Here is a 20,208-nt window from a genome sequence, read left to right on the forward strand (position 1 = left end):
TGCGTTCATCAAGCGACGATCGTTATCGAACATCACTTTTACTCCGCCTCCTCCCCCTTGTCAAGATCGCGTGGATGGTTATTCCTGAGAATATAGAGTACGTAATGCACTAAGTTCTTCATTATAGATGGCAATAAATCCTCGAGGGAGTCGAAGTCGTTACTATGTTGTGCATCACTGAGAGCTTTGTGAACAGCTACGGCGCAATAATAGATCGAACTGCAGTAACGCTCAATGAAAAATTGTCTTGCCTTCTCGAAAAGTTTAAGTTGTTGCAACGCGTTTTCGAATATTGTAGCGTTCATATTGATATACACATCCATGCTATCAGACGATCTTCTCACATCAGCGATATCGTCGCCAGTCCAAGAGCGATTGTAACCCAATTTTTCGCCGATCTCTTGCCATTGTGACCTATCCACTGGAATGGGCCGGGGATAACTTGCTGAGCCTGGTAACTGGGGATTCTTCTTTCCAGGGTTTTGTTTAGTAGGATGGGGGGGTATATAACGAACCTGCAATTGGACTGTTAGGGGATCTAGTTCAGGTCTAGTCAGTTTTACAGTAACGAGTGTGGTTGATCCTTCCCGCGCGTCTCTTGCAGGTTTCAGAGTTAACCAAATGATGCCCTGACGAATTTCACGAGATTTCAACATCTCGGGAGGATGCACGATCAGTGTACCTCCTCTACCGGGGGGACGACGGAAATAATCGTCACTCGCATCGGTTTCGAGTAAAACACGGACATAGGAATTGATCGGTAGGGCTTTTTGATACAAACCTTTGCCTTCGTTCCATTTGTGTATACGTAAATAAGTAGGTATCTCTCTGCCTCGCCACTGAATACTCTTCACAGGACCTGGATCCACCGCTGCTATCGGCCGAGAAGAACCGGATCGGAGTATAAAGCGCCCGAAGTAAGGGTCACTTACTACTGAATCCAATATAACTTGATCCAATTTCTGTTGATCTCTTGCGACCGAACTGATAATATTTCTGCGATATTCTTCTTTCCAGGCTTTGAGTGTCGAGGATTCGCGCAACTCTTCGGCTAAAGCATCTTCGATACCCTTTGTATCCACACCTTTAGCCATCCGGTCACGCGAAGCCATGAAAACCCTCTCCAAAATATTCACATCATCATCAGAACAATCGATATGAACCAATAGTTTATCGGCTATATAGGGTTTTTCGGCCTTCGATTTCAAAAAAGATCGACCGATAGTAGCATGGGTTTGACCATTGATGGTAAAAAATATAGCCTCGTCGTCACTGAAAAATTCGTTTTTTCTAGCTTCAGGTGAAAACGAATACTCCACTATATGTCTGTGTCCCAGTACCTTCAAATCAGCCTCAATATCCGTCTCGTCTTTCAAAAGACTGCGATCATCCACCTTGATCCGATATTTGTTGCCTAACAGTATCTTGGACGGGCTATGACCGCCATATTGGCGTTTATCATATAATATTATTGGTAGCGCAGGATAATAAAGGCGTCGATTCAGTTCTCTCCATAATCCGAGGGTGATCACACTGGTATCTCGCAGCTCGTAGTTGAACAATTTTATGAAAGTCCCGTGACTCAGCATTCTATCTTCACGCAATAACGGCAAATCCTCGCCTGAGAAAGAAAAAATCGGACCGTCTTCTCGGGTGCAATACTCAAACCAAGACGAACGATCACCTGGCCCCGCTCTATGCCATCGTATTAGTGTGAAACCCCACAAATCCTGCTGATCCCCCCTGAGCAACTTCGGATGTCGCCTTGATAATATGAATTTGTATCCATTGTTCCCGCAAAAACGCAGGACGCCCGAACTGCCCATATGATATTTGCCTTGAACAAACTGTATACGCAACTTCACACCAGCATGTAAAGCTAAAAATGTTTGCTCAAAATCAGAAGGGTGTTGACCCTCACCGGTATCAATAACACAAATGTTCATCGCTTCCTTCTCACCGTCGGCGACGACCCATATGTTATTTTCTGCTAACTCTCTGCGTTTTTTGTGATTACTTCTGAAAAATCGCCCTCGCGTATACCGAAGAAACGCTCCACTGCATCTGCCATGTTCCGTGGCGCTTGCGGGCTTTCGGGATCAATGCCCCTCAATCTGCACTCGCGGAGGAGAACATGGTCGATACTGTTGACGATTATATCTGTCGATGCTGCGACAGGCTTTTGTTGCTGGTTGAAAACGGTTCCGGCAAACTGTCTGCCACCATAAGTTTTCCACCTAGCATTGTGTAATAGAGGGTGGTGTTCGATCAGATCAGTTACTGCGTTTTCGCTTTGTGCTCCGGCAAGCGCTAAAGCCAACTCTTTTTCAGAAGTCATACTCAGCCTCCGTTACTATATAATCTTATTGCCGCTTTTTTGCGACCTACTGCGTCGTTTGCGCCTTGCACTAACTGTTTCTGTTCCCCATGATACTAGCGCATAGTATCCCCGTTGCCCGGCTTGCACGAACCGCTTGTCGCGTGTGATCTGTGTGAGTAGATTTGCTGCCGGGTCTTTGCCGCCGATGTAGACCCCATTTGCGAGGACTTTTTCCGCTATCATTCTGTAGTGCATAGGCTTACCATATCCGCATAAAACATCATATGCTACATCAACAGGTCTCCGCCCACGCTCTTGCTGTGTAGAAGGATTCTCAACCGCCAAACCCTCCAATCGCAATAATGCGTCAACATGGTCTAACTTTTCTTGTAAAATCTTCTTTTTTTGTTCCAAAGGCTTGATTTCCCGTACATATTGAGCGTGTATTTGAGCCAGCGACGCATCAACGCTCTGGAGCTCGGTTATCAGACGCTGGCGCGTCGCCTGTAGCTCCTGTAACCACAGACCACTTTTGTCATCTTGCTGTGTCAATGACGGTACGGGGGATAACCTGCCAACCTGCTCCATAACTCTCTCCCTTGTTGTATTCTACGCTGATATGATACCAAAAAATCGCTTGTTGTCAAGCCCCTATTCCCACATTGCACTGAACCTTGTGGCTAGCCTTTTTGTCCCTCCCTCCGCACCACCAACCACACCACCGGAATCGCCAACGCCTCCAGGGCGACGGCGAAGCCCACCACCCACCCAATACCCGCCTCATACAGTGCCCCCATGGCGGCGCTCCCCACCATCCAGGCGATACCATAGGCTGCGTTGAAGACGCCGAAGGCCCAGCCCCGGCGCTCGGGCGGAGCCAGGGAGACCACCGCCGCTTTGCATACCGTCTCCTGGGCCCCCAGCACCACGCCCCACAGGAGCACCCCCGCCAGGGCCATCCCCGCCGAGGCGGAGAACACCAACGGGGCGATGGGCAGGCTGAGCAGGGGCACCACCAGCAGGGAGCGCAGCCCCACCCGGTCAAACCAGCGCCCCAGGGCCAAACCCGCCAGGGCATCCACCCCCATCGCCAAGGCGAACAGGAGAGGGATGTGCACCTCTGCCACCACGCCCGCCTGTTTGAAGTGGAAGCCCATGACCTGGAAGTGGGCGAAGCCCGCCACAGCCAGGGCAATGAAGGCGATGTAGAGCCAGAAGCGGGGGGACAGGCGGGACGCCTGGGCAGGGACGGGGGAGGGGGGCTCTAAGCGCTGGGGGTGGGGATACTGCCAACGCGCCAGGGCCAAAACCAGGAGGGCCATCCCCGCCGGCACGGCCAGAATGGCGAAAGCCCACCGATAGCCACCCCCCAGAGCCAAGGCCCCCGCCACCACCAGGGGGCCCGCCACGGCCCCTATCTGGTCCAGGGCCTCGTGGAGGCCGAAGGCCCACCCCCGCCCCAGACGGGCCGCAGCGTAAGAGAGCATGGTATCCCGTGCGGGGGTGCGTACCCCTTTGCCGATGCGTTCGGCCACGATAAGGGCCGAGGCCACATCCCACCGGCTGGCCAGGGCGAGAAGGGGCACGGCCGTCATGTTCACGGCATAGCCCAGCATAGCGATGGGCCAGTAGCGGCGGGTGCGGTCGGCCAGGTAGCCGGCAGGCAGGCGGAGGGCATAGCCCATCACCTCCCCCAGGCCGGCCACAACGCCGACGGTGGCGGCGGAGGCCCCCAGGTGGGCCAGGAAGGGGCCGGTGATGCTGCGGGCACCCTCATAAGCCACATCGGCGCAGAGGCTCACCACCCCCAGCAGGAGCACGAACCCCAGGGCACTGCGCAGGGGGGCGGGGGGAGCCTCCCCAGTGTGCGAGATGCGCATGCACAGCCTCCGTGTACCGTTAAAAGAGAACTTGATGGCTGGTTACAGCATACACCTTGACGCCGAAAAATAAGCCATGTTAGATTGGCGCTAGTTCGTAGGCGCTGGGATGGGGACGGTGATGCCTAAGGTGCGCTACTTGGGAAGCCGAAAAGCCGCGGGAACAGCGCACACGGCCCTCTGAATTGCCCTCCTTCTGCTCTTGATGGCAGGTTGCACCCGTGTGGTGGTGGTTGTGGCGACTCCCACGCCAACAGCATCTGACACGCCTGGCCCCCTTGCACACTCGGTTGAATCCACACCTACATCACCTTCTACTCCTACGCCAACGGCCACGCCAACACCGACACCTAGACCCATCCCTACACCGACGCCGATACCGACACCTAGACCTACGCCCACTCCAGGCCCACGTTTGCAACAGCAATTGCCCAGACATGTCTATGAGGGTTTCTACAGAGCCTTCTACGAGGGCTGTCGGATTCCAGCTTTTGAAAGTCTCCGAGTCTTGCAGCAGTGGACCGGGAACCAAAACAAGCGGATAGAGTTTCGCCCACCAGAAGGTTCGTGGTTCTTGGCTGTTGTGGGCGCTCCTCAAGCCACCTTTTGGTCGTTCACCGCTCTTGTAGAATCGCCTGGTGGGCAGAAATATCAAGTGTTAACAATAAACAATTCGGCAGGAGACACAAACAATGCCCATATGTGGTGCTCAACAGGCCGTTCTATTATACCGTATTTATTAGAGACGCAACCTGTCAATGTCGTTCGGACGGTTTTTCTTGTTGCTCCTGGTGCTGGTGACCCGCTCCCACGATCAGTTGCAACGGCATTACAGGGGTTCTATGGGGATTGTCCTGAAAAGCCCTCTATTTACCAACTGCATGCCTCGATTCTAGCAACTTCACGGAGTGCCGTCCAAGGAACAATGACAATCCCCTTTGATGTGCGTCCGCCTTTCTACTTCTTAGCAGTAGATTTTGATCCTCAGCAAAGCACTTGGCATTTCAGAAGTATAGATAGCAGCGCAAATTGGCGTTCATTGGGACCTAGTGTAAGTAGTGCCGACGGGAGGCGCATGGATTTCTCAGCGGTTTGTCCTCAGAGTCCGAGCCCCCACAGACTTGAGGTAGACTGGAGTGGGGGACAATGGACACTTTATCTCATTATGGTCGCCCCGTAATGATCAACTGTACTATGACAATGGATCAGATTTTGTCACCTTTTTCTGGAAGAGCATCACATACTCGTGGCGGAAGATGTAGAACCCGCCCCGCAACGCCCGATAGCGCCACAGGTTGGTGGTCTTCCCCTTCCCTCGCTCGTTGCCCTGGATGTCCTTCACATTGATGGCCTTCAGGCGCAGGCCCGCCTTCCGACACACCTCCATGCAATAGAACCCCAGGGGCACCCACTCCCCCCGCGTGTACTTGTCGCCGATGACCAGGGCCAGGTGCCGACCGGGGGCCAGCAGATCTACGGCGTTGGCCACCGCCTTGGCGAAGCGGTCTAGGAAAGCCTTCACCGTCGGGGCACGGGACAGATCACGGGGGTCATCGCTGAACTTGATGATGTCGTGGTAGGGGGGATGGAGGATAAGGCAGTGGGCGTGGGAGAGGCCCAGACGGTGCAGTTCGTCCCGCACCCGCTGGGCGGTGGAGGGCTCACAGGCGTCCAGCCCCTCCAGCACAACCGTGTGGACGCCGTAGGGGTTTTCGGCCTGCTCTACTACCTCTTGGGCGCGCCTGGCCACATGGGGCACCAGTTCCACGCCGATGCCGTGGCGCCCCAGGCGGCGGCACTCGATGAGCGTGGTGCCCAACCCGCAGAACAGGTCCACCACCACCTCCCCCGGCTGGGTGAAGCGGCGGAGCACCTGGTTGGGGATTTGGGGGACAAAGTTGCCCCAGTATTCGGGGGTGTGGACGCTGGAGGCGTCCCTGCGCCCCAGAAGCCACAGGGAGTCTAAGATGAGGTCATCGGGGGGAGAAACCCGAGTCGTTTTCATCCCACCACCTGCTGGGGCAATCGTTTTCTGCACAGGGGCGTGCTGAACCCTGCCTCTAAGGGACAACTTTGAACTCCTCTAGCAGGATCTTAAGCAATTGGTGTTCGTTGAGGGAAAAGAGACGATGGGGACACACCTCGGCGAATCGGCGTAGAGAGCGTTTATCCACCGCCCCTTCGTTCTCAAAGATGCCGAGGGGGATGAAGGAAATGCCCTGCCGTTCGTACCAGTACAGTTTCACCGCCGCCCGGTCGCAGTGCTCGTTGTTGGCGATGGCAAAGGCGAAGATAGGGGCTCCTTCCCGCTCTATCTTGAAGTCCACAGTGTACGCACCTTCCTGATCGACTTCCACTGTATAGTTTTTGACCACACGATCGGAGGGAAGGATTTTGGCGAGAACACGGGCTACATCCTCGTGGAAGATGCGCCGCACCTCCTCTCGGCGTAGATACAGGAGATCCACCACCTGCTGGAGCAGTTGGAGGTAGCGCAGGAGGCCCTTGCCCAGGTCGTAGGTGGCAAGGCGGATTTCTCCGTTCTGCTCTTCGGCGCCAGCCCCCCGCAAAATGGCCCCAAAACGCTCCTGGCGGGCCGGCGTATCAATCGTGAACTCCAAATCGGCCAGGTGGAAGAGAGTGTGCCCGTGGTCGGTGAACACCCAACCTTCACCCTTTTGCTGAACGGCGACGACGAAATGGTCGCCGTCGGGGAAAGCGAAAGGCGTGTCAATGACCCAGAGACCGGGTTCCACTTCGTTTACACGGACAGCCCGGCAGAGGCTCGTGCACAGCATCTCTTCTAATCGGCGCTTCTCCATACCTATCCCCCTAAAGGAAGTGGTAACTGATCACCGGGAGGTCGCTGTAGAGCACACTCCTGGATAAACTGCTCCCACGCCTCCTCCAGACTGGTGAAATGCGCCAGCACAGCATAGTGGTCATGCCTTTCTGGGTTCTTCTCCCCATAGCGTTGCGTAGCCTTGTGGATATGGGGTTGACCTGCGGGGACTATCTCCCCCTCCAGGTCGTTCTCGTGGGCAGTCCGCAGAGGGCCGTGGTATCTCCGCAATCGCACCGCTCCATACTGAGGGTGGGTATAGAGGAGAACGATGGAGTAATCGTGCGGAAGCAGAGTGTTGGTGCGTACGATCACCTGGAAGTGATGCTCACCTACTGTGATGTCCACACGCCCCTCCTCATGGGGCTGGTGCCCTCCTTTAGGGCGTCGGCGTTTCATCAACCTTTCCCAATAGTCGGCGGGCAAAGGCTTCGGAAGACGCACCAGGAATTCTATTTCTTCATCGGTCAGAGGTGGAGGCATCGCTTCTAACAGCTCTAGTGCCCTTGCGGGCAGCGGCGTGCTCTACGAGGAAGCGGAACAGGTTCTGGAACTGGGGCGGGACCTCCTTCACCCGCTCGGGGTGGCATTGCACCCCCAGCACCCAGGTCTTCCCCGGGTGCTCCAGCCCCTCAATGATGCCGTCCTCCACGCTATAGGCCGAGGCCAGGAGCACGGGGGCCTTCTGGGCCTCCCGCAGGCCCTGGTGGTGGCGCGAGTTCACCCGCACCACACCTCCACTCCCCACAACCTGGGCCAGTTTGCTCCCCGGGGTGATGAAGATGCGATGGTAGGCCGACTCCCACCGCCCATCCCGGCGCTCGGCGCGGTGGCCGGGGATGTCCTGGAGCAGTTTGCCCCCCATGACCACATTGAGAGCTTGCATCCCCCGGCAGATGCCCAAGACGGGGTAGTCCCGCTCCACGGCCAGACGCAAGAGGGGCAGTTCCACCTCGTCGCGGGCGCGGAGCACTTCCAGGCCTGCGGCGGGGTCGGGGGCCTCCCCGTAGAAGGCGGGGTCAATGTCGGGCCCGCCGGTGAGCAAGAGGCCATCCACCTCGGCCAGGATGGCCTCGGGGGGGCGCTTCTCCTGGGGGGTGATGAGCACCACCTCCGCCCCGTGGGGCAGAAGGGCCTCCACATACGGGCGCGCCCAACGGTCGTCAGTGGTGGTCACAGCAATGCGCGGCATGCGTCCTCCTGGGGTGCGCTTCCAGGATAGCAGAAGCCTCTGAAGGGGGACAGGAGGGAGGCGGCATGGCGGTCCTCCCTGTGGGGAGGTATACTGCCCCCCCCAGCATCAAGGAGGTATGCTATGCGTTGTGCACGGGTGCACGTGCACGGTCGGGAGCACTACGCCGTCGTGGAGGGGCAACAGGTGCGTCTCCTGCGGAGAAGCCCCTTCGGGCGGTGGCAGGCTACTGACAAGGCGCATCTCCAGACTGCACCGAGGGGGACAAGGAAAGCCTCTGCTTCGGTTTCTGTTTGATCTGCGCAAGCGCGGCTATCCTTTCCCCGCCTCACTCCGCAGCCTACGCCGCCCTACAACCCCTCCAAACGCCCCTGGGCGGGGGGTGCACCCCGCCCCCGCGGCACCCCCAGATACTCATACGCCAGACGCGTCGCCACACGCCCCCGAGGCGTCCGCTCCACGAACCCCCTCTGCAACAGATACGGCTCGTACACATCCATCACCGTATCCGGGTCCTCCGACAGGGCCGCCGCCAGCGTCTCCAACCCCACCGGCCCCCCATCAAACTTCTCCACCAGCGTCCGCAGCAGCCGCCGGTCCACTGGGTCCAGCCCCAGGGCGTCCACCTCCAGGTGGACCAGCGCCTCCCGCGCCAGGGCCAGCGTGACCCGTCCATCCCCCTTCACCTGGGCATAGTCCCGCACCCGCTTCAGCAGGCGATTGGCCACCCGCGGCGTCCCCCGCGAGCGCTGGGCAATCTCCTGCAGAGCCTCCTCCTCCGCCTCCACCTGGAGCAGACGGGCCGAACGGCGCAAAAGGACCGTCAGTTCCTCGGGGGTGTAGAAGTCCAGGCGAAACACCAGCCCAAACCTGTCCCGCAAGGGCGGGGAGATGGCCGCATAGCGCGTGGTGGCCCCCACCAGGGTGAAGGGGCGCAGGGTCAGGCGCACCGCCTTGGCGCTCTCTCCTTTCCCCCACACGATGTCCAGGCGGAAGTCCTCCAAGGCCGGGTAGAGCACCTCCTCCACCGCCGGGTGGAGGCGATGCACCTCGTCAATGAACAGCACATCCCCCGCCCCCAGGCGGGTGAGCAGGGCAGCCACATCCCCCTTGCGCTCCAACGCCGGCCCCGAGGTTATCCGCAACTGGGCACCCATCTCGTGGGCCACAATGCCCGCTAAAGTGGTCTTCCCCAGCCCGGGCGGGCCATACAGGAGCAGGTGGTCCAACGGCTCCCCGCGCCCTTTGGCTGCCTGGATGGCGATACGGAGGGTCTCCTTCACCTTCTCCTGGCCCACAAACTCGTCCAGGGTCTTGGGGCGCAGGGCGCGGTCTAGGGCCTGATCCTCCCCCTGGACGCTCCCCAACACCAGCCGACGGGCAGGGGCGATGTGGGAAGCCGGTCCACCCCTTTGGGGCGACCCCGTGGGACGCTCCCGCCTCATGCTTTCCCCAACAGTTCCCGTATCTTGGCTGCCGGGTCAGGACTTGTTACCAACGCCTCCCCCACCAGGATGGCGTGGACACCCGCCCTCTGCACCCGCACCACATCTTGACGGGTGGCGATGCCGCTTTCGCTGACCACCACCTTCCCCCGCGGCACCCGCGGTGCCAGGCGCTCCGTAACGGCCAAGTCCGTGTGGAAGGTGTGCAGGTCGCGGTTGTTGATGCCGATAATCTCTGCCCCCGCCGCCAGGGCGCGCTCCATCTCCGCCTCGGTGTGCACCTCTACCAGACACTGGAGCCACAGGCGCCCCGCCTCCCGCAGGAGGGCCGTCAACTCTTCTTGCGTGAGGGCGGCGACGATGAGGAGCACCCCATCCGCCCCCGCCGCCCGCGCCTCATAGAGTTGATACACGTCAAGGATGAAGTCCTTGCGCAGGACAGGGATGCCCAGAGGGTGTACCGCTTCAGCCACGCGCCGGAGATCGTCCAGGCTCCCCTGGAAATGGCGGTCGGTGAGCACCGAGATGGCCGCCGCTCCGCTGTGGGCATAGGTGGTGGCCAGGGCGACGGGGTCCAGGTGGGGGTTGAGGGCGCCCTTGGAGGGGGAGGCGCGCTTCACTTCGGCCATGAGGCGCACCGGGGGCCCCCACAGAGCGCCCGATAGGTTCAGGGGCGGGGGCAAGCCCGCCACCTGCCGCTCTAGGTGGGCCAGGGGGAGGCGCCCCTTCTGGGCGTCCACCTCCCTGCGCTTCTCCTGCAATATCGCCTCCAGGATAGTGGGCATCTCTTAGCGTGTCCTAGCGCCTAGGATACGGACGGGTTGGTCTGTCCTCGCGCTCCCCTCGCCCGAGAGACGATGCCTCCCTCCTCGTAGCACTGGGGGAGGGGCACAGCCGACATTACCGTTGCTTCGGGAATTGCGCACCCCTGTCTCCCGCACCCATTCTAGCCTCGCTCCAGCCTGGGGAAGCACACGCACACGATGGGCGCAGACATCTCCCCTTCTTTCCGGGCGCACTGGGCGCTTCCTATCCTCCCCCCACCCTCTGGCTCACCGCCACCCACCGCTCCAACAGCGCCCCCGCCCGCCCGCTGTCCACCGCCTCCTGGGCCAGGCGTATCCCCTCGGCCAGGGTGCCCGCCAGCCCGTACACCACCAGCCCCGCCCCCGCATTGAGAACCACCCCATCCCGCAGAGGCCCCCGCTCCCCCTTCAGGAGGGCCCATAGGCGTTGAGCATTCTCCTGGGGCGTCCCCCCTTTCAGATCCTCGGGACGAGCGCGCGGCAAGCCCACCCCTTCGGGTGTAAGGGTGAAGAAGCGGAGGCCGTCGGTCTGTACATCCCACACACGGGTAGGGGCGCACAGGGTCAGTTCGTCCAGGCCATCCTCCCCGTGCACCACCCACGCCCGCCGCACCCCCAACAGGCGCAACACCTGGGCCAGCATCTCCCCCATGCCAGGATCGGCCACGCCCAGCACCTGGAACTGGGCACCGGCGGGATTGGTCAGGGGCCCCAGGATGTTGAACACGGTGCGGATGCCCAACTCCCTCCGCACGGGGGCGGCATGCTTCATCGCCGGGTGAAACACGGGGGCAAAGCAGAAGCCGATGCCCACCTCGCGGATGCACTGGGCAACCCCCTCGGGCCCCAGGGCAATGCGCACTCCACACGCCTCCAAGAGGTCGGCACTCCCCGAGGCACTGGAGACGGCGCGGTTACCGTGCTTGGCCACTTTGGCTCCCGCTGCCGCACACACGATGGCCGCCGCCGTGGAGAAGTTGAAGGTGCCGGCGCGGTCGCCCCCCGTCCCGCAGGTGTCCAGCAGGGGGAAGGGCACCTCTACCCGCAGGGCCTTGGCGCGCATGGCCTGGGCCATCCCCGCCACCTCCTCGGCTGTCTCCCCCTTCATGCGCAGGGCCACGAGGAAGCCAGCCACCTGGGCGGGGGTGGCCTGCCCGTCCATAATCGTCTGCATCGCCTGGCGCGCCTGCTCCTGCGAAAGGGAGCGACGGGCGACCACGAGTTCCAGAATTTCCCGCATGCGTGGGGCTCCGCAAGCGGACGGTGCCACCTCCCATTGTAGGAGAAGAGGGGGGGATGGCTCAACGCAGGCGCACAGCACTAGGGGAAGCCCAGCCTTTTGGCCTTCAGGCTCACCCACCGCCCTTTGCCGATGACGATGTGATCCAACACCTCAATGTCCAACAGGTGGCCGGCGTCCACCAGGCGTCGGGTGATCTCCACATCGTCGGGAGAGGGGGAAGGGTCGCCCGAGGGGTGGTTGTGGACAACGATGAGGGAGGGACAGGTCTGGCGCACCGCCTCCCGGAACACCTCGGCCGTGCGCACCACGGCCGTGTGCACATTGCCCTTATAGATCTCCTGGATGCCTAACACTTGGTTGCGGGTGTTCAGGAGCACCACCCGCAGGCTCTCCTGGGGCAACAGGGCCATATCGGCCATCAGCAGGGAGGCCACATCCTCGGGGCCGCGGATAGCGGGGCGCTCCTCGGGGGGAAGGGAAAGGAGGCGCTTCCCCAACTCCAAGGCGGCGTGCACCTGGGCGGCCTTGGCCATCCCCAGCCCCTTTACCCGCTCCAACTCGGCGAAGGAGGCGTTGGCCAACCCGCCCAGCCCACCGAAGGTGGCCAGCAAGCGCTGGGCCAGGCTCAAAGCGCTCTCCCCCGCCTGTCCCGTGCGCAGGATGATGGCCAAGAGTTCGGCGTGGCTTAGGGCCCCCGGCCCCGCCGTGCGCAGGCGCTCCCGCGGCCGTTCACTGGGGGGCAGGTCGTGCATGCGCAGTGGGCGCTCCTGCCTCCCCGACACGACATCCTCCCACACACACCGTATACCCACAGGATAGTCCCCGGAGCCCCACCCCACAACGGGGTTATCCCCCAGTGTGTCTACAGGACATCCCCCATTTCACCCAGGGACTATCCCCAGCACCCTACGACCCACCCCCGTCTATGTAGATCACCTGTCCCGAAATCAGTTCCGCCTCGGGAGAGGCCAGGAAAGCGATGAGATACCCGATGTCCTCGGGCTGGATGACGCGCCCGAAGGGCATGCGCGGGTAGAGTTCCTTGATGTCCTGCACCCCCTGGGTAGCCCGCACCAGGCGTCGCCCCATCTCCGTCTCGACCAAGCCAGGGGCCACCACATTCACCCGAATGTTGTAGGCCCGCTCCTCTTTGGCCAGACAGCGGGCCATAGCCTCCATGGCCGCCTTGGCCGCTGCATAGGGCACATGGCGGGGGGCGAAGGCCTGGGTGGCGCGGGAGGAGATAAAGAAGATGTCGCCCCGCGGCTGACGACGCATGACAGGGAGCACCAACTTGGTGCAGTAAAAGGCCCCGAACAGGTGCACCCCTATGACACGGTGCATCTCCTCCACATCGGTATCGGCCAGGGTGTTGCCGCGGGAGGCGATGCCCGCATTGTTCACCAGGATGTCCACCTTCCCCAAAAAGTCAATGGCCTTGGGGATGGCCTCCTGCACCTGGGCGAAGTCGGACACATCGGCCTGAAAGGCCTCGGCCCGCCGCCCCAGGGAACGGACGGCCTGCACCGTCTCCAGAGCCGCATCCTTGTCCCGTCGGTAGAGGAGGGCCACATCGGCCCCCTCGCGGGCCAGCACCAGAGCCACCCCGCGCCCTATGCCCCGCGAGCCTCCGGTGATGATTGCCGAGCGTCCAGCCAAACGCATGTGCGCCTCCCGTCACGAAGGGTATGTGCTCCCAGTATAGGATAGGGGGCGGGTGGGGTGCCCCTTCAGCTGGCGAAGGGGGGCAGGGATATCCCCACCTTCCGTTCCACCGCTTTCTGGTAGATGCGCCACGCCGTGACGATGTCCTCCAGGGCCAGGCCTTGCGACTCAAAGAGGGTGATGGCGTCGGGGCTGGGGCGCCCGGGGATGATACCCCCCACCACATCCCGCAGGTCGCGCACCTGGTCCCAGCGGATAATGCCCCGCTCCACCGCCCACAGGAGTTCCCCACACTCCACCCGGGCATCCTCCACCTGGTCGGCCACGATCAGGTGGGCACGCCGAATGGTGGTCTCATCCAGTTCCCGACGCATCCAACTGTTGCTCCCCGCAGCGTTGATGTGGGTGCCTGGGGAGAGCCATTCGCCGTTGAACACGGGGTCTCTGCTGGTGGTGATGGTGATGACAATGTGCGCACCCTCTACACATGCCTGGGCGCTCTCCACGGGGCGGACGGGGATGCCCAAGCGCTGGGTCATCTCGTGGGCGAAGGCCTGGCGCTTGTCGGGGGTGCGGCTGAACACCCGTACCTCACGCACCGGGCGCACGGCGCACACCGCCTCGATCTGGGTGCGGGCCTGGTAGCCCGCCCCGATACACCCCACGATGGAGGCATCGGGGCGCGCCATATACTTCGTCGCCACGCCCGACGCCGCCCCCGTGCGCACAGCCCCCAGCCACCCCGCCTGCATGATGGCCAGCAGTTCCCCTGTGTCGGCGCGGTAGATGTTCACCAGGAACCCGCCGTTGCGCCCCGTGGTGTAGGCCTTGAAGCCCGTGATGTTGAGGGCGTGGTCGGCGGCCGCCATGAACTGCAAATAGCCCCCCGCCACCCGCAGACGCCGACGGGGGTCGTTGGTCGCCTGCCCCTGTGCCCAATGGCGGAAGCCCTCCTCCACTGCCTCCAAGGCGTCCTGCATCGTCAGGAGGGACTGCACATCCTGCTCGGTGAGGAAAATCGCCATCTCTGTTCCTCCTGCAACGGTTGTGGCAAAGTGCGGGGGGGGTGGCTAGGAGACGGGCAAGGGGCCGGCCGGCACCAGGCGCTTGCGGACGGGGGCCACAACTGCCCCCAAGCCCTCCAGGGGGCACGCCCCCAGGAGCCATAGGTCGCCTGGCTGGGCGAAGACCACCTCGTCCACCGTTGCAAACCCCGCCACGCCACCTACGGCATACCCAGGAGAGCACCGGATGATGTGCCCGTCGGCCATCCTAAAGGCCTCATCCCGCTTCCGCTCCTCAATCCCCACCGGGCGCAGGGCCTCTCCGGGAACCCGTGTATAGGCGGACCCGCTGTCCACCAGGAGCCCCTCTACCACGATGGAGAGTCCCGCCTGGCGGGGGTTCTCTCTGGTGGCGTTCACACGGAAAAGCCCCATATGGTCTCCTTACACGGTGCCCCTGCCGTGCACGCTCCGGTGCTGTGGCGCATAGACGCCTTTCCAGAGGGCGGGCCTCACGCTCCGGGGGAGGTCAGCAGTGCCCGCACCTGGTCTATGGGCACATTCCCGCCGCTGACGATGAGGGCGACCCGCTGGCCCCGAATGCGCTCCCGCGCCTGGAGCGCCCCCGCCAGGGGTGCCGCCCCCGCTCCCTCCGCAATGATACGGCATTCGGTCAGGTACAGGCGCATGGCTTGGCGAATCTCCTCGTCGGAGACCAGCAGGAAGTCGTCCAGCAGGTCCCAGAGGATGCGCTGGGTGAGGGCATAGCCCTGGCGGGTGGCCAGCCCTTCGGCGAAGGTGTGCATGGGGGCCTCTACGAGGCGGCGCTCCTTCCAGGAGAGGTAGGCGGCGGGGGCCTGGGCCGACTGCACAGCGATGACGCGGATGGCGGGATTGACGGCTTTGGCCACGATGGAGGCCCCCGCCGCCCCGCTGCCCCCGCCCACGGGGACGAAGATGGCCTGGATATCGGGCTGGGCTTCCAGGATCTCCACAGTTTCGGTGGCCACGCCGGCGATGAGCAGAGGCTCGTTGACGGCGTGGATGTAGCGGAGGCCCGCATCTTGGGCGAGGCGCTCGGCATACTCACGGGCGTCCTCAAAGACCTGACCGTGGTAGAGCACCTGCGCCCCCAGGCGGCGAATGGCCCGGGCCTTGAGGGGGTTGGCCCCCTGGGGCATCACGATGGTGCACTGCGCCCCGACCAGGCGGGCGGCGTAGGCGATGGATTGGCCGTGGTTGCCGGTGGAGGCGGTGATGACCCCCCTCTGGCGTTCGGAGGCGGGTAGCGTCAACAGCATGTGGACACCCCCCCGCACCTTGAAGGCACCGATGGGCTGGAGGTCCTCCCGCTTCAGGTATACCTCGGCCCCCAGGAGATCCGACAGGGCGGGGGAATACTGGAGGGGCGTGGGGGGCAGGTAGGGGGCGATGATTTTGCGGGCGCGCAGGACATCCTGCAGGGTTGGGCGCTCCATCGGAGCCTCCTTAGGTGTTCTCGTCCAGCCCTTCGGCTACCACGCGCCGTTCCATACGGAAGGAGCCCCCTTCCTTCAGCAGTTCCCGCAGGAGGGGGCGGGCATCCAGAACCTCCGGCCCCACAAGACCGTAGCGGGGGATACGCCCCTGAGCCACGGCCTCGGCGGTGAGGGCAGCCGCCTGGGCCGTAACATAGGGGCTGGTGTAGCGCAGGGTTACTTCTACTCGGCGCCCCTGGGCGATGCCCTCCACCCGCACCACCCGTGCCGAAAGGGGGCGGGTGCGGCTGAAGCCGAACACCCTATCGGCCGTGTCCGAGGCCAGGAAGGCCCCCAGGAACTGGGCGGGGGAGACCTGCGCCCCCCCGACGGGGATGGGCTGGCTATCCATAAGGCCGTAGCGGTAGAGGGTGTGGAAGGCCTCCAGCAAAGCGTTGGGGACGCGCCCGAACTTCATGACCACCTCCCGCACCCCCGGGAGGAAGCGGGGGACGGTGATAGGCTCGGGGTGGCCGGCGGCGTAGCACAGGATAGGCTCCTCCACCTCCAGGAAGGTGAAGGTCTCGGGCTCGGAGAAGGGCGGGAGGTCCACCAGGCGTCCGTTGCGGTAGACGCGGGCGGGGTGGCTGAGGACGTGGATGAAGTGCTCCATCACGGCCTGGCCACGGAAGGCGACGGCGCTGGCCAGAGCGAAGGTGATGCGTTCCACCCGCTCCATGCCCTCGGCCCCCAGGCGGGCGAGCATATTGGTCACGCCGGGGCTGGTGCCCGTGCCCACCAGGACGACCTGACGGTTGTGGCGGGCCTGGGCATCCAGGGCAGGGTCGGAGAAGAGGTCCTCCACGGAGGAGGCGTCGTCGTTGATGTCCACATAGGGGGTGCCGGCCTCTAGGGCAGCCTCCACAGCGGGGCGACCCCAGCGGTAGAAGGGCCCGACGCAGTTGAGGACGACGCTGGCCTGGCGCATCAGGCGCACCAGGGCGGGGCGGTCGGCCATGTCTATGGCGACGGGCTGGGCGCGGCCGGGGGCGAGGGTGGCCGTATAGCGGGCGCGGGCCTCGTCCCTATCGGCGACCAGGAAACGGGCGAAGGTAGAGCGCCCCGCCAGCCACCGCACCACACCCTGCCCCACTGTCCCACACCCCAGGACGAGCAGAGTCGGCGTCGACATATCTCATCGGGAGGCCGGACGGAAGTAGTAGAGCACCCCTTCGGGGGAGACCTGCTCAAACCCCACCTCTAAAGGCATATGGGGGCGCAGATCTTCGTTCCTGCACCCCACGATCCGACTGATGAGGCGGGGCCCCTCCTCCAGTTCCACGATGGCCACATTGTAGGGAATGTCCGACACGAAGGCGGGGTGGTAGCGCTGGTAGACCACTGTCCAGGTGTAGAGGCGTCCCCGCCCACTGACGGGCTCCCAAGTGTATTCCGGGGAGAGGCAGTGGGGGCAGATGGGGGCGGCGGGGAGGCCCCTCCACGCCTGACACCGTGTGCACCGTTGGAGCAGGAGGCGCCCCTGTTTCAGCCCCTCCCAGAAGGGGGCGTCGTCCAGGGTCGGTTCGGGGAGGGGGCGTTGGACAGTGGGCTGTTGGCTCATGTGCCCACACCTCGCAGGAAGATGTCGCTCCCTATTATGGCGCCTTGGGGGCGGAGTGGCTAGTCCCCCCAAAAAGGAAGGGCGGGGGGACCTCCCCGCCCTTCCGTGGGGCGAGCCGAGGGGTCTAGGCGCGGCGGCGGGCCATCATCAGGCCGGCACCGGCCAGGACAACGCCCACGATGGCGACGATGAGGGCGATGACGCCAACGGGGCCGGCGGGACCCTGGGGGCCGGGCGGCCCTTGCGGGCCGGGGGCACCCTGGGGGCCTTGCGGGCCGGGCGGGCCCTGCTCACCCCGGGGGCCAGGCGGCCCTTGCGGCCCTTGCGGCCCAGGCGGGCCCGGAGGCCCTTGCGGGCCGGCAGGCCCTTGCGGCCCAGGCGGCCCGGCGGGGCCTTGCATGCCCTGGGGGCCAACAGGACCCGCGGGGCCTGCTGGGCCAGCGGGGCCGCGCTCGCCCGGCGGGCCAGCGGGGCCACGCAGATCAGGCACCGTGAAGGTGGCCGAGGCCTCCCGCCCCGCCGCGTCAACCACGTAGATCTCATAGGTGCCAGGCGTGCTGGTGGGAATGGCGGCGATGACGGTGAAGGAGCCGGTGGCATCGGTGGTAACGGCGGTGCGCACAGGCACCGTCATGAGGTCAACGAAGCTGGGCGGAGTGGGGCGCGGGCTGGGCCCCCACTGGATGGAGCGCAGGCCACTGTTGGGGGTGAAGTTGCTCCCCGTGATGCCCACAGCGCCCACCCCGTTGGTGTGGGAGAGGGTGAGGGAGGGGGGCGCCGGGGGCGCCGTGCGCGCCGACAGGTTCAAGGTGCGCAACTCACCGGGGGACCAGGTGGCCGTCTGTTCGGCCACAAGGGCGCCCACGCGGAAGCGAACGGTCGCCCCAGTGGGGAACGATTCCCCAGGGGGCAGACTGATGAGGAGGCTGTAGTTGCCCCCGCTGGTGGTAGTGGAGCCGACCTCGCGCCCGCCGATTTCGGCGGCCACGCGGGTGCCGTCGGCGGCGGCGCGTCCGTCCACCGTAACGGCGCCGGAGAAGCGCATCACCTGAGGCTGGGCCAGGACGACGGCCGGCACCACCATAGCCAGCAGGAGGGCAAGGAGGCCCGCAAGTAGCACTCTGGTTCTGGTCATTTCTCCTCCTTATCCAGTCCTCGGGAGGGGGCGGGGGTTACCCCCCGCCCCCCGAGGCTCCTGCGTCTTTATGGTCCGAGCCAGCCGATCAGGTTCCAGCCGCGCCGCAGGGTGTAGGTGTTCCCGGCGACCGTCCAGGTGGTATCCGCATCCACGCGGATCCAGTAGCCCTGGCCGCGCACCAACTCGCGCAGGGTGCTCCCAGCGGGGTCGGCGGGGTCGAAGAACAGCCACTCCTGGCGGCCCGGATCCCACGTCCAGATGGCGGTGCCCCGCGTGATCTGGGCGCGGATGGGAGCCACTACATCGGCGATGGTAGTGGGCCGTGCGGTGATGGTGAAAAGAGCCGAACGGGCATCATCAGCACGGGTTACGCGTCTGTCGCCGTTCAGGTCGCCAGCCAGCACGAACACCGGCGTGACACCGGCGGCCAGACCCGGCACCGTGACGCTGGCGCTGAAAGAACCAGTGGCATCCGTGATCACCGCCGGCAGCAGGTGGATCTCCGCACCCCCCGCACCTGGCGGAGCGCCGAAGGCGATGCGCACCTGGGTGAACGGAGCGAACCCACTGCCCGACACTGTGAGGCTGGTGCCCGGCGCGCCGCTAGAGGCGGACAGAGACACCGTAGCATCAGGCACGGTGTGCACGGCTGTCGCAGCCACCACACCGTCAGAGGCACGCACAAAGTTGGTGGAGGGGATGGGAGCACCGTCTGGCACGGTAATGACCGCAGTGAACGCACCAGCGCTATCGGCTGTAGCGCTCACGCCGGGGATGACCGGGTCTGCAGACGTGCCCGTGGGGCCGTAGTTGAAGGTAACGGTCAGGCCAGCCCCGAACCCGGTACCCCGCACCGTGATAGCGCTCCCGCGCCCGCCGCTGGTGGGCGACAGGGTGATAGAGCGGGCAGGCACCGTGTAGGTGGCCATACCCGAAAGCCCGCCATTATCGGTAACGACGATACGCCGGGTCCCCGGTGTCGTTGCAATACCACCCAAGGCAAAAGACTCCTCCGCAACACCCGCATCGTGCAGGGTCAGGGTAACCGTGAAGTTCCCCGCACCATCAATGGGGACGGAAGCAGCATTCCACGCTACGCCATCGATGGTGATGTTACCGGCCGGTATATTCCCGCGCGGCGTGAAGCCGGAGCCGCTGATGGTCACCCGAGTCCGGTTGGGTCCGCTGGCAGGAGAGAGGGTAACATCTGCACCCACCACGCGGAAGGTCCCCCGAGCGGTCTGGGCACCGATGGTAACCGCCAACTCCACATCCCCGAGGCTGGCTCCGGCGGGCACCACGAACTGCACCCACCCTGCAGGGGGAGCAGCTGTCCCCGGAGGGGCGTTGCCCGCAGCGCCGACACCAGGAATGCCACAAACAGGACCAGCAGGTTGACAGGCGACCACGCCACCGACTGTTATTGTCGTTGTCGTGGTGCCCACTGTTACAGTAAAGTCACGGAAGGGCACATTAACCACCACACCCATGCGTCCAGAGGTGGGGGCCGGAGTGCCCAGACTGGGGGTGACCGTAAAGTCGGTGCCCACCCAGTTGCCACTCCCGTCGCGCACCTCTAGGTCGTTCAGGCCGGC

20 protein-coding genes and 1 pseudogene are annotated in these 20,208 nt (G+C 63.4%); 1 reads left to right on the forward strand and 20 read right to left on the reverse strand.

Annotated elements, in window-relative coordinates; translation table 11 throughout:
* Positions 1-38 precede the first annotated feature (38 nt).
* The 4 genes from NZ951_04970 to NZ951_04985 all read right to left on the reverse strand — a co-directional run bounded on the left by NZ951_04970 (position 39) and on the right by NZ951_04985 (position 4,200).
* A complete protein-coding gene (locus NZ951_04970; GenBank protein ID MCS7207273.1) occupies positions 39-1,946 on the reverse strand; it encodes a hypothetical protein in 1,908 nt (635 codons plus the stop codon).
* A gap of 44 nt (positions 1,947-1,990) precedes the next feature.
* Complete coding sequence (locus NZ951_04975; protein ID MCS7207274.1) at positions 1,991-2,338, reverse strand: hypothetical protein; 348 nt, start codon at positions 2,336-2,338, stop codon at positions 1,991-1,993.
* Positions 2,339-2,353: 15 nt separating this feature from the next.
* Positions 2,354-2,908: a winged helix-turn-helix domain-containing protein gene (locus tag NZ951_04980; protein ID MCS7207275.1), complete on the reverse strand. Its 555-nt coding sequence runs from the start codon at positions 2,906-2,908 to the stop codon at positions 2,354-2,356.
* A 92-nt stretch (positions 2,909-3,000) separates the two neighbouring features.
* Positions 3,001-4,200 carry an MFS transporter gene (locus NZ951_04985; GenBank protein MCS7207276.1) on the reverse strand — a complete coding sequence of 400 codons (1,200 nt, stop codon included), beginning with the start codon at positions 4,198-4,200 and terminating at the stop codon, positions 3,001-3,003.
* 241 nt (positions 4,201-4,441) lie between these two features.
* Here NZ951_04985 and NZ951_04990 point away from each other — a divergent pair.
* Positions 4,442-5,380: pseudogene (locus NZ951_04990) on the forward strand (hypothetical protein).
* A 12-nt stretch (positions 5,381-5,392) separates the two neighbouring features.
* Here NZ951_04990 and NZ951_04995 read toward each other — a convergent pair.
* The 16 genes from NZ951_04995 to NZ951_05070 all read right to left on the reverse strand — a co-directional run.
* The gene (locus NZ951_04995; GenBank protein MCS7207277.1) at positions 5,393-6,205 is read right to left on the reverse strand and encodes a site-specific DNA-methyltransferase; all 813 of its coding nucleotides are present in this window, start codon (positions 6,203-6,205) and stop codon (positions 5,393-5,395) included.
* A 55-nt stretch (positions 6,206-6,260) separates the two neighbouring features.
* Complete coding sequence (locus NZ951_05000; protein MCS7207278.1) at positions 6,261-7,022, reverse strand: DUF1828 domain-containing protein; 762 nt, start codon at positions 7,020-7,022, stop codon at positions 6,261-6,263.
* Between the two features lie 2 nt (positions 7,023-7,024).
* Positions 7,025-7,390 (reverse strand): hypothetical protein, encoded by a 366-nt coding sequence (locus NZ951_05005; protein MCS7207279.1) that lies wholly within the window; start codon positions 7,388-7,390, stop codon positions 7,025-7,027.
* Positions 7,391-7,502: 112 nt separating this feature from the next.
* The gene (locus tag NZ951_05010) at positions 7,503-8,234 is read right to left on the reverse strand and encodes a gamma-glutamyl-gamma-aminobutyrate hydrolase family protein (protein ID MCS7207280.1); all 732 of its coding nucleotides are present in this window, start codon (positions 8,232-8,234) and stop codon (positions 7,503-7,505) included.
* A gap of 350 nt (positions 8,235-8,584) precedes the next feature.
* Positions 8,585-9,679, reverse strand: a complete 1,095-nt coding sequence (ruvB, locus tag NZ951_05015; GenBank protein ID MCS7207281.1) for a Holliday junction branch migration DNA helicase RuvB — start codon at positions 9,677-9,679, stop codon at positions 8,585-8,587.
* Positions 9,676-10,464, reverse strand: a complete 789-nt coding sequence (gene trpC / locus NZ951_05020; protein MCS7207282.1) for an indole-3-glycerol phosphate synthase TrpC — start codon at positions 10,462-10,464, stop codon at positions 9,676-9,678. The genes ruvB and trpC overlap by 4 nt, the downstream gene beginning before the upstream one ends.
* A 244-nt stretch (positions 10,465-10,708) precedes the next feature.
* Complete coding sequence (trpD, locus tag NZ951_05025) at positions 10,709-11,725, reverse strand: anthranilate phosphoribosyltransferase (protein ID MCS7207283.1); 1,017 nt, start codon at positions 11,723-11,725, stop codon at positions 10,709-10,711.
* Between the two features lie 80 nt (positions 11,726-11,805).
* Positions 11,806-12,480 carry a DNA repair protein RadC gene (gene radC, locus NZ951_05030; protein MCS7207284.1) on the reverse strand — a complete coding sequence of 225 codons (675 nt, stop codon included), beginning with the start codon at positions 12,478-12,480 and terminating at the stop codon, positions 11,806-11,808.
* A gap of 154 nt (positions 12,481-12,634) precedes the next feature.
* On the reverse strand, positions 12,635-13,393 hold the full coding sequence (locus NZ951_05035) for an SDR family oxidoreductase (GenBank protein ID MCS7207285.1): 759 nt from the start codon (positions 13,391-13,393) through the stop codon (positions 12,635-12,637).
* Positions 13,394-13,458: 65 nt separating this feature from the next.
* The gene (locus NZ951_05040; protein ID MCS7207286.1) at positions 13,459-14,418 is read right to left on the reverse strand and encodes an ornithine cyclodeaminase family protein; all 960 of its coding nucleotides are present in this window, start codon (positions 14,416-14,418) and stop codon (positions 13,459-13,461) included.
* A 45-nt stretch (positions 14,419-14,463) separates the two neighbouring features.
* Positions 14,464-14,832, reverse strand: a complete 369-nt coding sequence (locus NZ951_05045; GenBank protein MCS7207287.1) for a hypothetical protein — start codon at positions 14,830-14,832, stop codon at positions 14,464-14,466.
* 77 nt (positions 14,833-14,909) lie between these two features.
* On the reverse strand, positions 14,910-15,875 hold the full coding sequence (locus NZ951_05050) for a threonine/serine dehydratase (protein MCS7207288.1): 966 nt from the start codon (positions 15,873-15,875) through the stop codon (positions 14,910-14,912).
* A gap of 10 nt (positions 15,876-15,885) precedes the next feature.
* Positions 15,886-17,046 carry a saccharopine dehydrogenase NADP-binding domain-containing protein gene (locus NZ951_05055; protein ID MCS7207289.1) on the reverse strand — a complete coding sequence of 387 codons (1,161 nt, stop codon included), beginning with the start codon at positions 17,044-17,046 and terminating at the stop codon, positions 15,886-15,888.
* 3 nt (positions 17,047-17,049) lie between these two features.
* On the reverse strand, positions 17,050-17,475 hold the full coding sequence (locus NZ951_05060) for an OB-fold domain-containing protein (protein ID MCS7207290.1): 426 nt from the start codon (positions 17,473-17,475) through the stop codon (positions 17,050-17,052).
* A gap of 124 nt (positions 17,476-17,599) precedes the next feature.
* Positions 17,600-18,610: a hypothetical protein gene (locus tag NZ951_05065; protein ID MCS7207291.1), complete on the reverse strand. Its 1,011-nt coding sequence runs from the start codon at positions 18,608-18,610 to the stop codon at positions 17,600-17,602.
* Between the two features lie 68 nt (positions 18,611-18,678).
* A partial coding sequence (locus NZ951_05070) for a hypothetical protein (protein MCS7207292.1) occupies positions 18,679-20,208 on the reverse strand: 1,530 nt, incomplete at its 5' end.

This window comes from Dehalococcoidia bacterium, from assembly GCA_025060295.1.
Taxonomy (GTDB): Bacteria; Chloroflexota; Dehalococcoidia; order Lucifugimonadales; family HRBIN23; genus HRBIN23.

What these genes read in the sequence shown, in the direction of transcription:
- NZ951_04970 (MCS7207273.1), bottom strand. Translation starts at nt 1,946, where the DNA reads ATGAACATTTGTGTTATTGATACCGGTGAGGGTCAACACCCTTCTGAT.
- NZ951_04975 (MCS7207274.1), bottom strand. Translation starts at nt 2,338, where the DNA reads ATGACTTCTGAAAAAGAGTTGGCTTTAGCGCTTGCCGGAGCACAAAGC.
- NZ951_04980 (MCS7207275.1), bottom strand. Translation starts at nt 2,908, where the DNA reads ATGGAGCAGGTTGGCAGGTTATCCCCCGTACCGTCATTGACACAGCAA.
- NZ951_04985 (MCS7207276.1), bottom strand. Translation starts at nt 4,200, where the DNA reads ATGCGCATCTCGCACACTGGGGAGGCTCCCCCCGCCCCCCTGCGCAGT.
- NZ951_04995 (MCS7207277.1), bottom strand. Translation starts at nt 6,205, where the DNA reads ATGAAAACGACTCGGGTTTCTCCCCCCGATGACCTCATCTTAGACTCC.
- NZ951_05000 (MCS7207278.1), bottom strand. Translation starts at nt 7,022, where the DNA reads ATGGAGAAGCGCCGATTAGAAGAGATGCTGTGCACGAGCCTCTGCCGG.
- NZ951_05010 (MCS7207280.1), bottom strand. Translation starts at nt 8,234, where the DNA reads ATGCCGCGCATTGCTGTGACCACCACTGACGACCGTTGGGCGCGCCCG.
- ruvB (MCS7207281.1), bottom strand. Translation starts at nt 9,679, where the DNA reads ATGAGGCGGGAGCGTCCCACGGGGTCGCCCCAAAGGGGTGGACCGGCT.
- trpC (MCS7207282.1), bottom strand. Translation starts at nt 10,464, where the DNA reads ATGCCCACTATCCTGGAGGCGATATTGCAGGAGAAGCGCAGGGAGGTG.
- trpD (MCS7207283.1), bottom strand. Translation starts at nt 11,725, where the DNA reads ATGCGGGAAATTCTGGAACTCGTGGTCGCCCGTCGCTCCCTTTCGCAG.
- radC (MCS7207284.1), bottom strand. Translation starts at nt 12,480, where the DNA reads ATGCACGACCTGCCCCCCAGTGAACGGCCGCGGGAGCGCCTGCGCACG.
- NZ951_05035 (MCS7207285.1), bottom strand. Translation starts at nt 13,393, where the DNA reads ATGCGTTTGGCTGGACGCTCGGCAATCATCACCGGAGGCTCGCGGGGC.
- NZ951_05040 (MCS7207286.1), bottom strand. Translation starts at nt 14,418, where the DNA reads ATGGCGATTTTCCTCACCGAGCAGGATGTGCAGTCCCTCCTGACGATG.
- NZ951_05045 (MCS7207287.1), bottom strand. Translation starts at nt 14,832, where the DNA reads ATGGGGCTTTTCCGTGTGAACGCCACCAGAGAGAACCCCCGCCAGGCG.
- NZ951_05050 (MCS7207288.1), bottom strand. Translation starts at nt 15,875, where the DNA reads ATGGAGCGCCCAACCCTGCAGGATGTCCTGCGCGCCCGCAAAATCATC.
- NZ951_05055 (MCS7207289.1), bottom strand. Translation starts at nt 17,046, where the DNA reads ATGTCGACGCCGACTCTGCTCGTCCTGGGGTGTGGGACAGTGGGGCAG.
- NZ951_05060 (MCS7207290.1), bottom strand. Translation starts at nt 17,475, where the DNA reads ATGAGCCAACAGCCCACTGTCCAACGCCCCCTCCCCGAACCGACCCTG.
- NZ951_05065 (MCS7207291.1), bottom strand. Translation starts at nt 18,610, where the DNA reads ATGACCAGAACCAGAGTGCTACTTGCGGGCCTCCTTGCCCTCCTGCTG.